12 protein-coding genes and 2 pseudogenes are annotated in these 14,757 nt (G+C 69.7%); 6 read left to right on the top strand and 8 right to left on the bottom strand.

Translation table 11 applies throughout. The annotated features are described in order from the left end of the window. Positions 1–9 precede the first annotated feature (9 nt). Complete coding sequence (locus tag ABZU69_RS32965) at positions 10–1,071, bottom strand: NAD-dependent epimerase/dehydratase family protein (RefSeq protein WP_354968196.1); 1,062 nt, start codon at positions 1,069–1,071, stop codon at positions 10–12. A 370-nt stretch (positions 1,072–1,441) separates the two neighbouring features. On the opposite strand from ABZU69_RS32965, the gene ABZU69_RS32960 reads away from it, so the two are divergent. The 3 genes and pseudogenes from ABZU69_RS32960 to ABZU69_RS32950 form a co-directional block, all read left to right on the top strand. Continuing rightward, the gene (locus ABZU69_RS32960; protein WP_354968222.1) at positions 1,442–2,731 is read left to right on the top strand and encodes a molybdopterin-dependent oxidoreductase; all 1,290 of its coding nucleotides are present in this window, start codon (positions 1,442–1,444) and stop codon (positions 2,729–2,731) included. Further along, positions 2,724–3,233, top strand: coding sequence for a hypothetical protein (locus ABZU69_RS32955; protein ID WP_354968195.1), 510 nt, complete (start codon positions 2,724–2,726; stop codon positions 3,231–3,233). The genes ABZU69_RS32960 and ABZU69_RS32955 overlap by 8 nt, the downstream gene beginning before the upstream one ends. An 88-nt stretch (positions 3,234–3,321) precedes the next feature. After that, a pseudogene (locus ABZU69_RS32950) lies at positions 3,322–4,122 on the top strand (S-methyl-5'-thioadenosine phosphorylase); the annotation flags it as partial. A 108-nt stretch (positions 4,123–4,230) separates the two neighbouring features. Here ABZU69_RS32950 and ABZU69_RS32945 read toward each other — a convergent pair. From ABZU69_RS32945 to ABZU69_RS32925, 5 genes and pseudogenes are all read right to left on the bottom strand, one after another. After that, positions 4,231–4,362: pseudogene (locus ABZU69_RS32945) on the bottom strand (helix-turn-helix domain-containing protein); the annotation flags it as partial. 424 nt (positions 4,363–4,786) lie between these two features. Then, the gene (locus ABZU69_RS32940; RefSeq protein WP_354968194.1) at positions 4,787–5,506 is read right to left on the bottom strand and encodes a sulfite exporter TauE/SafE family protein; all 720 of its coding nucleotides are present in this window, start codon (positions 5,504–5,506) and stop codon (positions 4,787–4,789) included. 690 nt (positions 5,507–6,196) lie between these two features. Beyond that, positions 6,197–7,261 carry a glycosyltransferase family 2 protein gene (locus tag ABZU69_RS32935; protein WP_354968193.1) on the bottom strand — a complete coding sequence of 355 codons (1,065 nt, stop codon included), beginning with the start codon at positions 7,259–7,261 and terminating at the stop codon, positions 6,197–6,199. A 35-nt stretch (positions 7,262–7,296) separates the two neighbouring features. Beyond that, complete coding sequence (locus ABZU69_RS32930) at positions 7,297–9,084, bottom strand: hypothetical protein (RefSeq protein ID WP_354968192.1); 1,788 nt, start codon at positions 9,082–9,084, stop codon at positions 7,297–7,299. Between the two features lie 153 nt (positions 9,085–9,237). Further along, complete coding sequence (locus tag ABZU69_RS32925; protein ID WP_354968191.1) at positions 9,238–9,717, bottom strand: MarR family transcriptional regulator; 480 nt, start codon at positions 9,715–9,717, stop codon at positions 9,238–9,240. 113 nt (positions 9,718–9,830) lie between these two features. Between ABZU69_RS32925 and ABZU69_RS32920 the strand changes: the two genes are divergently transcribed. Together ABZU69_RS32920 and ABZU69_RS32915 are read left to right on the top strand one after the other, a co-directional pair. Beyond that, the gene (locus tag ABZU69_RS32920) at positions 9,831–10,916 is read left to right on the top strand and encodes an epoxide hydrolase family protein (RefSeq protein WP_354968190.1); all 1,086 of its coding nucleotides are present in this window, start codon (positions 9,831–9,833) and stop codon (positions 10,914–10,916) included. Positions 10,917–10,954: 38 nt separating this feature from the next. Next, the gene (locus tag ABZU69_RS32915; protein ID WP_354968189.1) at positions 10,955–11,389 is read left to right on the top strand and encodes a nuclear transport factor 2 family protein; all 435 of its coding nucleotides are present in this window, start codon (positions 10,955–10,957) and stop codon (positions 11,387–11,389) included. 239 nt (positions 11,390–11,628) lie between these two features. Here ABZU69_RS32915 and ABZU69_RS32910 read toward each other — a convergent pair whose 3' ends face one another. After that, complete coding sequence (locus ABZU69_RS32910) at positions 11,629–12,567, bottom strand: cyclase family protein (protein ID WP_354968188.1); 939 nt, start codon at positions 12,565–12,567, stop codon at positions 11,629–11,631. 475 nt (positions 12,568–13,042) lie between these two features. Between ABZU69_RS32910 and ABZU69_RS32905 the strand changes: the two genes are divergently transcribed. Next, complete coding sequence (locus tag ABZU69_RS32905) at positions 13,043–13,645, top strand: helix-turn-helix domain-containing protein (RefSeq protein WP_354968187.1); 603 nt, start codon at positions 13,043–13,045, stop codon at positions 13,643–13,645. A 41-nt stretch (positions 13,646–13,686) separates the two neighbouring features. On the opposite strand, the gene ABZU69_RS32900 is transcribed toward ABZU69_RS32905, so the two are convergent. Beyond that, positions 13,687–14,592, bottom strand: coding sequence for a ferritin-like domain-containing protein (locus ABZU69_RS32900; protein ID WP_354968186.1), 906 nt, complete (start codon positions 14,590–14,592; stop codon positions 13,687–13,689). Between the last annotated feature and the right edge of the window lie 165 nt (positions 14,593–14,757).

Raw genomic sequence — 14,757 nt, 5'->3', positions numbered from 1 at the left:
TTCGGCGGATCAGCCGCTGAGGGCGGCCGGCTCACGCAGCGGATCGGTGGCGAACGCGGTGATCCCCTCGGTGAAGCGCACCCGCGCGCTGTAGCCCAGCAACGCTGCCGCCCGCTGCGGGTCGGCCATCACGTGCCGCACGTCGGCCGCACGGGCGCCCCCGACCACCACGGGCGCCGGCCCGTCCATCGCCGACGCGAGCGCCGTGGCCAACTCGCCGACGGTGTGCGGCTCGCCGGAGCAGATGTTCACCGGCACCAGAGCATCGGGGGCCGGGGTGGCGAGAGCGAGCACGTTCGCCCGGGCTACGTCGGTGACGTGGACGAAGTCGCGCCGCTGCCGGCCGTCCTCGAGCACCCGGGGTGGCAGCCCGGTGGCCAGCGCGGAGCGGAAGATCGAAGCCACACCGGCGTACGGTGTGTCGCGCGGCATCCGGGGGCCGTAGACGTTGTGGTAGCGCAGCGCCCAGACCTCGCCGCCGATCTGCCGGGCCCACGCCGCGGCCAGATGTTCCTGGGCCAGCTTGCTGGCCGCGTACGTGCTGCGTGGCTCCAGCGGCGCGTCCTCAGGCACCAGCAGCGGGGTGAGCGGCTCGGCGCAGCGCGGGCAGGTCGGGTCGTACCGACCGTCCGCGACATCCGCGGCCCGGCGGGACGCGGGGCGAACGACACCGTGCTCGGCGCAGGCGTACCGCCCCTCGCCGTACACCACCATGGAACTGGCCAGGACCAGCCGGCGCACCCCGCTCCGGTACATCGCGGCGAGCAGCACGGCGGTGCCGAAGTCGTTGTGGCTGACATAGTCGGGGCCGTCGGACGGGTCGAGACCGTGCCCGACCATGGCCGCCTGGTGGCAGACCGCGTCCACGCCGGTCAGCAGCCGTTCGAGGAGCGCCGCGTCGCGTACGTCGCCCCGTATCACGTCGTGCCGGACGGACCAGTCGGGCAGTTCTCCCCGGTGCGCCTGCGGCAGCAGCGCGTCCAGCGCGACCACCTCGTGGCCCTCGGTCGCGAGCAGATCCGCGACCTGCGATCCGATGAACCCGGCCGCGCCGGTGACGAGTACGCGCATCCTGGTCACGCTAGGCCAACCGGTGCCCCGGGCGGGGTGCTTCCGGCCGCACGTCAGGACTCCGTAACAACCGGGTGCCCGGGTCACGCTCTCCGCGTCGGACCATCCCAGCCGGTAAGTGTTCCGTAAGGCGCGAATACGACCGAGTGGCGGCTGCATCTCCTAGCCTGCATCCCTAGGGGCGGCACGCGGACGTCCGCGTCACGGACGCCGCTCCAGCTCGACCGGGATGCGTTCCCCGAGGTGGCGAGGGAGAAAACCAGTGCCAGCCCGCACTCCCCGACGTTCCGGCCCCGAGGACCCTGGGCAGCCGGATGACGGACGCCGGCCCGGCCCGGCGGGCTCGCCCGGCGCCGCCTTCCCGGACCGGCTGTGGCGGGCGCTGGAGCAGCACCCGGCACCGGGCACCCGAGCCGTCCGGCGGGCATGGCGTAGCCCGCTGCGCGGCCCCTGGCTCACGTCCGTCTTCGGCGTAGTGCTGCTCGTCTCGCTCCCCGTGGTGATCATCACCGGGCTGCTCGACTATGCCGCCTACGGGCCGCAGTTCGGGCAAGCCTTTCCCCACGACGTGGGCTGGCTGCGGCTACCGCCGTTCGACTGGCCGACCCGCCCGTCCTGGCTGTTCCGTCTCACCCAGGGCCTGCACGTCGGCCTCGGCATCGTCCTGATCCCAGTGGTGCTCGCCAAGCTCTGGTCGGTGGTCCCCAAGTTGTTCGACTGGCCACCCGCCCGCTCGGCGGCCCAGGTGTTGGAGCGACTGTCCCTGCTGCTCCTGGTGGGCGGGATCCTTTTCCAGATCGTCACCGGCCTGCTCAACATGCAGTACTCGTACCTCTTCGGCTTCGACTTCTACACCGCGCACTATTTCGGTGCGTGGGTGTTCACCGTCGCGCTCGTCTCGCACGTCGCTCTGAAGCTGCCCCGGCTGGTCTCCGCGCTGCGGTCCCGCCCGGTCCGAGACGTCCTGCACACCTCCCGCGTCGCGACCCGGCCCGAACCGGCCGACCCGGACGGGCTGGTGCCCGCCCTTCCCGGACAGGCCACGTTGAGCCGGCGCGGCGCGGTAGCCCTGGTCGGCGGCGGCTCGCTGCTGCTGGCGGTGCTGACGGTCGGGCAGACTCTCGACGGCCCGCTTCGCCGCGCCGCCCTTCTGCTGCCGCGCGGGCGGAATCCCGGTGCGGGACCGAACGGTTTTCAGATCAACCGCACCGCCGCGGCGGCCGGCATCCGACCGGCGGACACCGGCCCGGAGTGGCAGCTGATGCTCACCGGGGTCGGTCGCACCGTCCAACTCGATCGCGCCGCCCTGTTGGCGATGGGCCAGCACACCGCCCGGCTGCCAATCGCCTGCGTCGAGGGCTGGTCGACTCTACAGACCTGGACCGGGGTACGGCTTCGCGACCTGGCCGTCCTCGCCGGCGTGACCGATCCCGCCTCGGCGCACGTCCAGTCGCTGGAATCCGCGGGCCTGTTCCGGCAGGCGACGCTGCAGTCCAACCAGGTTCTCGACCCCGATTCGCTGCTCGCGCTCCGGGTCAACGGCGCCGATCTGTCCGTCGACCACGGATATCCGGCGCGGGTCATCGTCCCGGCACTGCCCGGTGTCCACTGCACGAAGTGGGTGGCCCGAGTCGAGTTCCGGAGCCGCGGCGATGAGTGAGGCCGTCGCACGCCTACGAACCGGCTACGGCGCGGGTCTGAGGCACGCGCTGTTCATGATCTTGTGTCTCGCCGTCGCCGGCTGGGTCGTGCTGCGGCTGGCAGGAGAGGCGACGGCCGGCCGCATGCTGCTGTGGTTCGTGGGCGCGGTCGTGTCCCACGACCTGATCCTTTTCCCGAGCTACGCGACCGTGGACCGCGCACTGCGTAGGGCGGCCCGCGGCGGAGGCCGCGAGGTTGGACCGGCGCGAAGCAGCCTGCTGAACCACGTCCGAATACCGGCGCTCGCCGCCGGGGTGCTCTTCCTGGTCTTCCTTCCCGGAATCCTCGGCCTGAGCGAGGACACCTACCGGGCCGCGACCGGCCAGGACCGGTTTCCGTACCTCGCCCGCTGGCTGGCGATCAGCGGCGGGCTGTTCCTGATCAGCGCGACGGTGTGGGTGATCAGGTGGGCCCGGTGGCGGCAACGCTCCGGGCCGCCGGGTGCATTGGGGCCAGGGTGACCTGGCGGTCTCGGCATCCGTCACCACCGGCGTCACGCCGCACTACAACAGCCGTCCTACCCGCAGGCAGAACAGAGAAAGGTTGGCGGTGGAACCGTTCGCCGAAATCGCGGTCATCGGGGGCTCCGGGCTCTACGCCCTGCTCGATGGGGCCGTCGAGCACACAGTCTCCACCCCGTACGGGCCGCCCTCCGATCCGATCACGGTGGCCGAGGTGTCCGGCCGCTCGGTGGCGTTCCTGCCGCGGCACGGGCGGGACCACCGGCTTCCGCCGCAGCGGATCCCCTACCGAGCCAATCTCTGGGCGCTGCGCTCGATCGGTGTACGCCAGATTCTCGCCCCGTGCGCGGTCGGCAGCCTCCGGCCCGACCTCGGACCGGGCACGCTCGTCGTGCCCGACCAGCTGATCGATTGCACCAGCGGCCGCATCCAGACCTACTACGACGAAGGCGCGGTACACGTCTCCTTCGCCGACCCGTACTGTCCCGCCGGGCGCACGTCGGTGCTGACGGCGGCGCGGCGGCACGACATGGCCGCGCACGACGGAGGCACGATGGTCGTCGTGGAGGGGCCGCGCTTCTCCACCCGGGCGGAATCCCAGTGGTACGCCGGCCTCGGCGGTTCGATCATCAACATGACCGGGCACCCGGAAGCGGTTCTCGCTCGGGAGTTGGCGCTGTGTTACAGCGCGATCGCGCTGGTCACCGACTTTGACGCCGGGGTCGCTGGCGGCGACGCCGTGACCCAGGAGGAGGTGTTCCGGGTCTTCGGCGAGAACACGGCCCGGCTGCGTACCCTGCTGCTCTCCGTTGCCGAACGGCTGCCCGAGCAGCGGGACTGCCTCTGCCTCCGCGCACTTGACGGCATCACGCTCCCATTCCCGCTGCCCGACCCGCAGATCCGGAACCTCGCCACGGCTGCGGGGTCGTGCCGGGGTTCCGGCCGGCCGTGACAGCCGGCCCCGGCGTTGACATTGCCGGCGGCAGCCGTGTCCGCGCCTGACGCCCTCGGCGGCATACCGAGCCAGCCAATTGTCGATCGTCTGCCGCGACACCCCATACCGGGCGGCGACCTCAGTCTTCGGAGTGCCGCCCAGGCACTTCATCACCGCGTGAATTCGCTGCTCCATGACGCTCAACCCCGCGAGTCAACCAACGAGGGTGGAGGCGCTGAGCAGGCCAATGACGCCGGTCCGGTCCTGAACAGTCATTCTCCCTACACCTCTCGTTAGCCTGGCATGTCTATGTTCCGTTGGCCGGGGGCCCACCCGGACCAGCGCAGACCAACCGGAAGCTGAGCACCATGAACGCGATTCTCGTCAAGATAGTCGTTGAGATCCTCGCCGCCGCGGCAGCGGCGCTTATTGCGACACTCGCCCAACGCTGGCTGCGCGCGATCTGACGCTCGACCGTGAGCGCGGGTGATTCGCGGCGGATTGCAGCGGCACGAGGGGTAACCAGGCTCACTGGTGACCGGCTCGACGGAATCGGACCGCTGATCGCCCCGGCACGCGACTTCCGCTGACGCTTCGAAGGGGTTTGTGGACGACCGGCTCAGCCGGCCATGCTCGCGAGCGCGGCACCGGCGCTGCCGAGCAGCCCGATCAGCACGATCCGTCGGAACACCACGGGGTCGATGCGGTGGAACAGTCGGTTTCCCAGCCACCAGCCCAGCGGCACCGCGGGGAGCGCCACGAGGGAGATCCGCACCACATCGGCGTGTATCTGACCGGCCAGCAGGAACCCCGTCAGCCCTATCAGACTGGTGCCCGAGAAGGTCGCCGCCAGGGTGGCCCGGAAGGTGCGCGGGTCGTAGCCGAGCGACTGGAACGCGGCGACCAGCGGCGGCCCGTTCGTCCCGGTGGCGGCGGTTAGCACCCCGACGAGGATGCCGATGGCCCCGAGACCGATCCGTCCGGTGCGGATCCGTGCCCTGGACCAGACTAGTGCGGCGCAGCCGAGCACCACGACCGCGATCAGCGCGCTCAACAGCCGCTCCGGAGCGAGCGCGAGAACCAGCAGGCCGGCCGGCAGGCCGAGCAGGGCGGTGGCGGTGAGTGCCGCCGCGACCCGCCACCGGGCGTGGGCGCGTTCCCGGATGGCCGCGGTGACGGTCAGCCCGACGCCGGTCAGCGCCGACACCACCACGGCGGCGCGCGGGTCGACGGCGGCGGTCAGCAACGGCACGGTCACCAGCGCGTACCCGAAGCCGCTGACCGCCTGGGCGAAGGCGCCGAGCAGCACGATGCCGAACGCGCTGAGCAGGATCACCACCTGCTGAGACTGACGCACCGGACGGCGGGCGGACAACCGGCCGGCCCGGAGATCCCCGACACACGACCAGCGGCCGGCAATGCTCATGAGTCTGCCGTTCAGGCCGGACGGCGGCATCGCGGGGTCCCTACTACGCGGGGAACAGCCGTACCCGGTTACACCTGTGCGGGCTGAGTAGCCACGCGAGTATTCAAGGCGGTGCACCGGCCGAGACACCCCCGCATTTGTAGCGGAGGAGCAGGTCGGGCGGCTGTGTCGGTGCCTGGGGTCAAGGAGTCACGGGTTGACGTCCATAGGAGCATCGAGATTGCTGTGGGACGTACGTCCCCCATCGTCCCCTACGAGGAGAGCGTCGATCTCCAGCCGATCGACGCGTACCGAACGGAGCTGTAGGTGTCGTACGGCCGCGCGGCGGACCACCAGGCGCCCGATTGCCATCGCACCGACGGCGACGGAACCCAGGGCCAGCGCGCCGACGGCCAGGGCGCCGAGACTGACGACGCCGACCGCCGATGCACCCCCGGCAGCCGCGCCGGTGGCGGCGGCGCCAGCGCGCCGGTGCCAACGCGGGACCGGCGAACCGCAGCGCCCACATGTCGTCATGACCTCATCATGGGCCACGGCGACCAGGTCAGTTGGTACTTCTCCGCCGCTAGCCGCCGCGGAGGCCGCCAGGTCCCCGCCCGGCAGCTACGGCGCGTCGCCCCGCACGGACCGGTCGGCGGCGCGACGGAGGCGGTCGTGCCGGGAGGGTTCCTCGCGGGAGGGCATCCGCTGCCGGACGGGGTCCACCGGCCGGGCCGGGACGCGCGGGGCCTGCCCGCTCTCCGTCAGCAGGTCCTCCGTCTCCTGGACCAGGTAGTGCGGCCGGCATTTGGTCTCGTAGTAGATCCGGCCGATGTACTCCCCGACGACGCCGAGGATCATCATCTGGATCCCGCCGAGACCGATCACGCTGACGATGATGGTGGTGTAGCCGGGGACGTCGATGCCCTTCTCCACGGCGTCGGCGACCACCCAGATCATGTATCCCAGCGCGATCAGGGTGAGGAACAGGCCGCCGTAGATGGCCAGTCGCAGCGGCCGGTTGTTGAACGACAGGAGACCGTCGAACCCGTAGTTGAAGAGCTTGCCGAACGTCCACCGACTCCGACCGGCCCGACGTGTCTCGTTGCGGTGCGCGACCACGACCGTCCGGAACCCGATCCAGGAGAACAGTCCCTTGGAGAACCGGTTGTACTCGGGCATGGCCAGCACGGCGTCCACCGCGAGCCGGGACAGCAGCCGGAAGTCGCCCGCGCCGTCCAGCAGCCGTACGTCGATCCACCAGTTGACCATCCGGTAGAAGGACCGCGAGGCGAGCATCCGCAGGAACCGGTCACCATGCCGGTCCCGGCGGGCGATCACCTGGTCGAACCCCTGGCGGTACAGCGCCACCATGTCGGGCAGCAGTCGCGGCGGGTGCTGCAGGTCGGCGTCCATGATGACCACGGCGTCCCCGGTGGCGCGCTCCAGGCCGGCCAGCATCGCCGCCTCCTTGCCGAAGTTCCGGCTCAGCGACGTGTACCGCACCGACGGGTCGCCGGCGGCCAGCCGGCGCAGCGCCACGAGGGTGCCGTCCGCGCTTCCGTCGTCGACGTAGACCACCTCGACATCGACGTCGGACAGCTCGGCCAGCGCGGCGGTCACCGCCCGGTGCAGCCCTTCCACCGACGCTTCCTCGTTGAAGCAGGGCACCACTACCGACAGCCGCACGTCGTCACCCCGCCCGGCCCGTAACCGGGGAGCCGTCACCAGAGGTGGTAGACCAGCACACCATCGAGCTCCTCCCGCGTGATGCCCAGTCCGTCGACCGGCCGGGCCGCCATGCCCTCCCACGGCGTCCCGACGGCCCGGTCGGGCATGACCACGACCGACCGGATCCCGATGCCGCGCAGGTAGGCCACGCTGCCGGAATCGGGGAAGGAAGCCGCCGCCGCCCTGGTCTGCGCCAATGTGGCGGGCTCGAAGCCGGCCAGCCCGTTCGCCACCCGGGGGAACCCGTCCGTCGTCCACAGCATGTAGTGCAGATCGTTCGTGCCGCCGATCGGCAGCAGCAGGACGGGCTCCTGCGCCACCCGCATCGCGGCCGGTGGCCGCGGCACCACCAGGTGCGGCGTGCGGTTGACCCCCTCCAAGCCGACCAGGGCCAGCGGTATCACCAGAACCGCCGGCGCCAGCAGCCGCGTGCGCCTCCGGGTGGGGGACCGTCCCACCGACTCGGCGACCGCCGTCACCAGCCCGGCCGCCAGCACCGCCAGCAGCAGGCTGGTCCAGTGCATCATCCGGCCCGGCGTCCGCAGCGCGTCCCAGCCGGGCAGGTGCCGGGACAGCGTGAGGTAGCCGGGGTCACCATCGCCACCCAGCGTCGCGCCGAGGCCCAGCAGCACCGTTCCGAGGACGCCCAGCCCCAACGCGACCCGGTACCGGACCGGATACACCGAGACGAACAGCCCCGCCATGGCCATCCCGATCAGGGCCATCCCGGGCAGCAACGCCATCTCCGGGGGCCAGGACAGCTGTTCCCGGGCCGCCGCGTGCGGTTCACCCCACAACCAGGAGTCCGCCGGGGCGGTGACGAAGCCGATCAGCGGCGGCGAGAACATCTCCGTCCAGTCCAGGGACCGCACGGCCTGCGGATTGAGGTCGGCGACCCGCAGGTAGACCAGCCCCAGGAGCAGCGTCACCGCGCCGAAGACGAGCCCACCGGCCAGGTCGGCCAGCAGCAACCGGCGGCCGAACGGGACTCTCGCCCGCTGCCGCCACCACGACCAGCCGTAGCAGACGAAGGCCACCAGCACCGCGGCGAGCAGGAAGTAGACCAGTGGCAGCCCGATGCCGAAGCCCAGGCTGACCTGCCAGGCGGCGACGATCCACCCGGCCAACGCCCACCCGGGTCGGCGTCGCTCCGGCCGGTACCCGTGCCGCAACGACCAGCCATGCCCGCGTGCCAGCATCGCCAGGGACAACGCGATCCCACCGCTGGAGAGGATGTTCAGGTGACCCGCGTGCGCCAGCCGCCACGGCCCGTACGCCCACGCGAGCCCGGCGACCGCGCCGCCCCACCGGCCCGCCCCGAGCTGCCGGACCAACGCGTACGCCCCGACGAACGCCAACGCGTGTACCAGCACGTACATGACGTTGTAGTGGACCAGGGCGGTCTCGAAGCCCGAGCCGAGCGCGCCAATCGGGGCGTATCCGAGGAGGGTGTCGCTGTAGGCGAACGTGTACCTCTCCGGGTAGAAGGTGTTCGAGTGCCAGAGGTCGAGGGGCTGGCTCACCAGGGAGTGGCCCGACCAGGCGATCTGCCACGCCTGCAACGTCGGGTCGCCGAGGTCGCCGGGCACCGTGCTCGCCGGATGCCGCATCGTGGGCCAGGTCAGCACCACCGCGAGCAGCAGGCCACCGACCACCGCGCCGGTCCATTCGTGGCGTAACCAGCGCCACCGGGCCCAGCGGTCAGGGGCCGGGGCGGCGGGGGCCGGGCTGTGGCCGTCGCTCGCGGCGACCGGCGGGCCGTCGGCGGCTCGGGTAGACACAAATATGCATGATCCTCGATGCTGGTCGCGTTGTCGACGGGCGGCCCGAAGCGTGAACTCGCCGAATGATCATCCGGAATTGGTGATCCGGGCGATGACAACGGCTTCGCGGACCGCGTGGGCCTTCAAGGGGTTTCTTGGGCGCGTTCCCAGTCAGCGCCACGGCTCTTCTGGAGTGTCGGTTCGCCGGTTGTGGTGGTCCAACAGCCTGGACAGCAGCTCGGTCAACCGCTGTCGCTCCTCGGGCGACAGCGGAGCCAGCAGTTTGTCCTGGGTTTCGGCCAACTGTTTCTCCAGTCGCCGTAGATGCCGCTTGCCTGCAGCGGTCAGTGAGATGATGTTGCGCCGCCGATCGGAGGGGTCCGCAGCGCGCTCGACCAGTTTGTGGTCGGCGAGCTCGTTGATCGTCGCGACCATGTCGCTGAGGTGGATGCCGCTACGGCGGCCCAGCGCGGCCTGGCTGGCCGGGCCGAACTCCTCCAGCGTTGCCAGCAGGCGGTAGTGGTAGCCGCGGGCACCGACGGACGAGAACCCCTCGGCCACCAGGCGGTGCGCGTGGTTGGCGGTCTGGGTGAGCAGCCAGCTGGGCAGGCTCTCCCACTTTGCGGGCGTCTGCTCGGCTGGGTGGTCCATGTGACAAGTCTAACGAGTCGTTGGAAGCACTAATGATCGTGATACCGTTCAGCCAACAAACGTTAGGCGCACGAACGTTCAGACGCTGAATGAGATCCCCTGGAGTCAAGGCTATGATCAAGCCGTTCCGCATCGACATCCCTCAGGCCGACCTCGACGACCTGGCCGACCGGCTCTCCCGCACCCGTTGGCCCAATGAGGTCGCCGACGCCGGGTGGGACTACGGCTTCCCGCTGGCGCGGCTCAGGGAACTGGCCGAATACTGGCGCACCGGCTACGACTGGCGCGAGCACGAGGCCAAGCTCAACGAGCTTCCGCACTTCACCACCGAGATCGACGGCCAGAACATCCACTTCGTCCACGTCCGGTCTTCGAAACCGGATGCGCTCGCACTGATCCTCACCCACGGCTGGCCCGGTTCGTTCCTGGAGTTCCTCGACGTGATCGAGCCGCTGTCGCGCGACTTCCACCTGGTGATTCCGTCCATCCCCGGTTACGGCTTCTCCGGACCGACCCATGAGCGCGGCTGGGACGCCGTCCGGGTCTCGCGGGCCTGGGCTGAGCTAATGCGCCGCCTGGGGTACGAGCGCTATGGCGCGCAGGGTGGCGACTTCGGCTCGGGCATCTCAACGGCGCTCGGCGCGGTGGCACCCGAGCGCGTCGTCGGGGTGCACGTCAACTACCTGCCGACCCGGCCGGTCCCCGACGCCGACATTGAGCTGTCCGAGACGGATGAAGCTCGGCTGAACAAGGTCAGGCAGCTCATGGCGAATCGCCCGCCGTACCAGGCTCTGCAGGTGCTCACCCCGCAGACCATCGGCTACGCGCTGACCGACTCACCGGTCGGCCAGCTGGTCTGGATCGCCGAGCGATTCGCACAGTGGACCGATCCCGCCACGCCGGTCAGCGACGATCGGATGCTCACCGACATCTCGCTGTACTGGCTGACCGCGACCGCGGCCTCCTCGGGCCGGTTCCACCACGACGCCCCGCGGGGAGTCCAGCAGCCGTGCCGGGTGCCGGTCGGCGTGGCGGTGTTCGCGCACGACATCACGCTGTCGGTGCGACCGCTGGCCGAGCGGCTGTACGACATCAGGCACTGGTCGGAGTTCGACCGTGGCGGCCACTTCGCCGCGATGGAGGTGCCAGAGCTGCTTGCCGAGGACGTCCGGGATTTCTTCCTCACCCAGATCAAGTGACACGAACGTTCGCTAGTCGAACTACCTGAGGAGGCATCATGACCAGCACCGAAACCCTGATCCGCGCACTCGCCGACCGCGCCGAACTTGCCGACCTGGTCGCCCGCCACAGCTTGTGGATCGACGAGGGTCGCTACGGCGAGACCGACCGGCTCTTCACCGAGGATGTCGTCGTCAAGTCCCCGCGGGGGGAGGCCCGCGGCATCGGGGCGCTCATCGAACTCGTGCGCTCGGGCCACGACACGTACGCCCGCACCCTGCACAGCAAGTCCAACCTCGTCATCGAGGTCGACGGCGAAACCGCCACGGTGCGGGCCCACGACATCGCCGTGTTCGTCGTCGACGACAAGACTGAGGCCATCGCGGCCGGATTCCACCGCTACGGGGCGCGCCGCACCGAGGACGGCTGGCGCTTCGACCACCTCGTGGTCACCCCGGTCGCACTGACCGAAGCCCTCGGCCGGGCCCTCTAGAAGACACTGCTGGCCACGGCTTCCGGGCCTCCCGGGAGTTCGCGGCCAACGGCCGTTCGCCTTCGCCGTCCGCGAAGGAATCGTGGCGGCAGCACCTGGCCGCGGCGTGCGCAGCGCACGCCTTGAGGCGCTCGTGCCGCCTGGTTCCCGACCAGCGAGCGTCTCCACACCCGATCACGACCGCCTTCCAGGTGCCGGCCGGGTCCTTCATGGCATCGCACGGCCCGCCTGAACCGCGGTCAGAATGTGGCGATCGGGTTGACCGGGCTGCCGGACGTACCGGCGAAGCGGACCGGCGCGACTGCGAGGTGGAAGTCCCACTGGCCGAGCTCGGCAGCCGTCGTCGCGCACACCTCCAGGTCGCAGTTGTCGAGCATCCACAGACCCATCGCGACGAGGCTCACGGCGTGAACCGGCATCAACACGTCTTCGTACCCCGACGGCTGAACGTCCTGCGGGGTGTCGGCGCCGATCAGCGCGACCTCCCGTTCATGCAGCCACGGCAGGCAGGACGCGTGCCAGCCGGCCTGCGTGAAACCGCTGGCCTCACCGGCCTCGTGCCGGCCGCGGCCATAGCCGGTCCGCAGGAGTACCGCATCGCCGGGTCGCACCCGCACACCCTGGCGCCGCTCGGCCTCCTCGAGATCGTCGGGAAACACACCCTGCCCCGGTTCCAACCACGGCACGTCGCGGACCGTCGCGATGTCCAGCAGGACACCACGCGTGATGATCCCGTTCGCCGCCGCCGTGACGGCGGCCCAGGCCGATCCCGTTGCGGCGTCGACCAACGAGTGCGACCGCCCGTTGTACATCGTGCCGTCCCAGAAGATGTGGCACGGCGAGTCGACGTGGGTGAGGGTGTTGCCGTGGAACGTGATGCCGAGCCGCTCGGACGAAAACCCCCAGCGCCGGTCGGCGTGGAAGCCGGGCACCGGCATGTTCTCGGCACCCGGCATGTCGGCGGCGCAGGGGCACGTCGTCGTCGAGCGCTCCATGTCTTCCGGTACGGCAACCTCCCATGCGCACGACACGCTCCTGCCGTGGCGCACGGCCCGCGCCGCCGCCAGCCGGACGTCGTCGGTGATGTGGTTCAGAGTGCCGAACTCGTCGTCGTCGCCCCACCGTCCCCAGTTCGACAGCGAGCGGAAGTACCCGAGCACGTCGTCCTGCGTGGGCATCGGTCGCCCTGCCGTCATCCCAGCATCGACTCCTTCGGTCATGCGGTGCGAGGCGCAGCAGGTAGGGTATCCCGCCTTCTCCTTCGACATGCCAAGGCCCGGTGAGCGGCGGGCCTACCCACACTCGGCCGCAACCGCTGAACCTTCAATAGATCATCGGGTTTTGACGACTGCGGACAGACCCCTGCCGGCGGATCATGCGGTCGGCTCCCCGCGGGCCCGGCCGGCGGCCCATAGTTCGCGCAGGTCGGGGATGTGGTTGTAGAGGGTGCCGGGGCTGACGCCGAGGAGCCGGGCGATGTTCTCGCAGATGGCTAGCGGAGTGCGGCCCTCACGCGGAGGCTCACGAGGCGTCGAGGGCGCGGCCGCCTCGCTTCGGACGGCCGCCGTCCTCTAATCCGGTGGACGGAGTGAGCACTCACTCCGTATGGTCGACCGTATGACTGCTACCCCTGATAGGCGCAGGGCGCCGGGCATGGCCCCCGACCAACGACGCGAGACAATCATCCACGCCGCTCTGCCCTTGGTGGCCGAGCGCGGGGCTGCCGTGACCACTGCGCAGATCGCCCGCGCGGCCGGGATCGGTGAAGCCACCATCTTCCGCGTCTTCGACGACAAGGACGCCGTGCTCGAAGCATGCGTCGCGGCGGCCATGGACCCCACCCACGTCCTGCAACAGCTGAACTGCATCTCGCTGGACCAACCCCTTGCCGACCGACTCGTCGAGGCCATAGAGGCACTCGACGCCCACTTCGACCGCATGGGCACAGTGATCGGCGCCCTGCACGCCTCCGGCAACCCCAACCGCCGCCCCGGGCGCGGCACCACCAACCCCGCCCGGCCGCCGCAGCGATCCACAGACCGTGACGCCGCACAGGCCGCCACGCGCCAGGCGATCCTCGAACTGCTCGAACCCGAGCAACCGCGGCTACGACTTCCGGCCGACACCTTGACCCAGCTATTCCTCGGCCTGTTCTTCGGCAGAGGCCGAAACCTGCACCAGCACCCCGAGATCGACATCCGACAACTTGTCGATCTCTTCCTCCACGGCGCCTACGCGACCGGGCAGACAGAATGACGGCGACATCGGCACGCCGCCAGCTCGGGCGACTTGAACCCTCAGGCCGTTCCGGCGCTCACCGCGACTTCGCCGTTCATGCCGGCTGGGTAGAAGCCACCCGAATCCGCCGGGGTCTGGCTCAAGTACACGATGTTCAAGACGGACTGGGCCGATCGGCCGTAGCACATCCCGTTTTCATCCGTGGGGATGAAATTCGGGTCCGCCGCCGTGCCGACACCCTGGTCGTCATCGGCCGGACCATCAAGACTGTTACGCGCGTCGGAGATCTTTTGTACCGAGTCAAATACTGTGTCGTCGGCGAGTCCGGCGCTGTAAAGCGCGGATCGGACAATCCCCGCGTGGTATGCCTCGGTGGCCAGCAGGCCGGCTGCCGCATCAAGGTACGTTTTGTTCGACAAAAGTGACGCGGATCCCTTGAAGGCCGAAACTCCGACGTCTTCGAAGAGGAACGCCGCAAAGAGGAAGTTAAGGTCGTTCGCGTACGGATCAAAGCTTTCGCCTTGCTTGATTAGACCAGCGGCAGTCGCCGCCGCAGTGAAGCTCGCGTCCAGCGAAATCGCGGGACGAGCAACAGCGGCATTGCCGAGCGCGGCTCGCAAGAAGGCCACGTGCTGCATCTCGTCGGAGGCGATTTCCTTCGCGAACCTCTGCACGAAGTTGCTGCTGAAGTTCACTGATCGTCCGCCGGACACCTCGCCGCGCACCCCGGCGCCGGTAGTCATGTCGTCAGGAAGCCCGGATCCCGTCGTCGCGCGGAGATAGAACTCAGCTTCGAGATATTCGAGATTGAGGGCGAAGTTGAGGATAGCCGCGTCGCTCGGCGAGCCACCACCCGCCGGGTCGGCTTTGCACACCCCCGGATCTACCAAGGCCGCGAGCCTTCGCCGATCCGTTTCGGATTCTGCACTGCGTGACACTGCCTCTGAGATGAACCAGTTGTCCATGCTGCCTCCGTTTTGATGCATCCAGGTCCCCTGGCTGTCCGCGCCGGCCGACCTGAGTGGAAGGGATGACACTCACGCTAGTTGCGCGGACGAACCTCAGGATTTGTTTGCCGAAAGGCGGTACGGGATGAATCAAACTTCGACTACGCTCCGCGCGGTGGACCG

Source organism: Micromonospora sp. NPDC005206 (genome assembly GCF_040608175.1).
GTDB lineage: Bacteria > Actinomycetota > Actinomycetes > Mycobacteriales > Micromonosporaceae > Micromonospora.
Note: the sequence above shows the minus strand (reverse complement) of the source record. Positions and strands in the feature narration are given on the sequence as shown.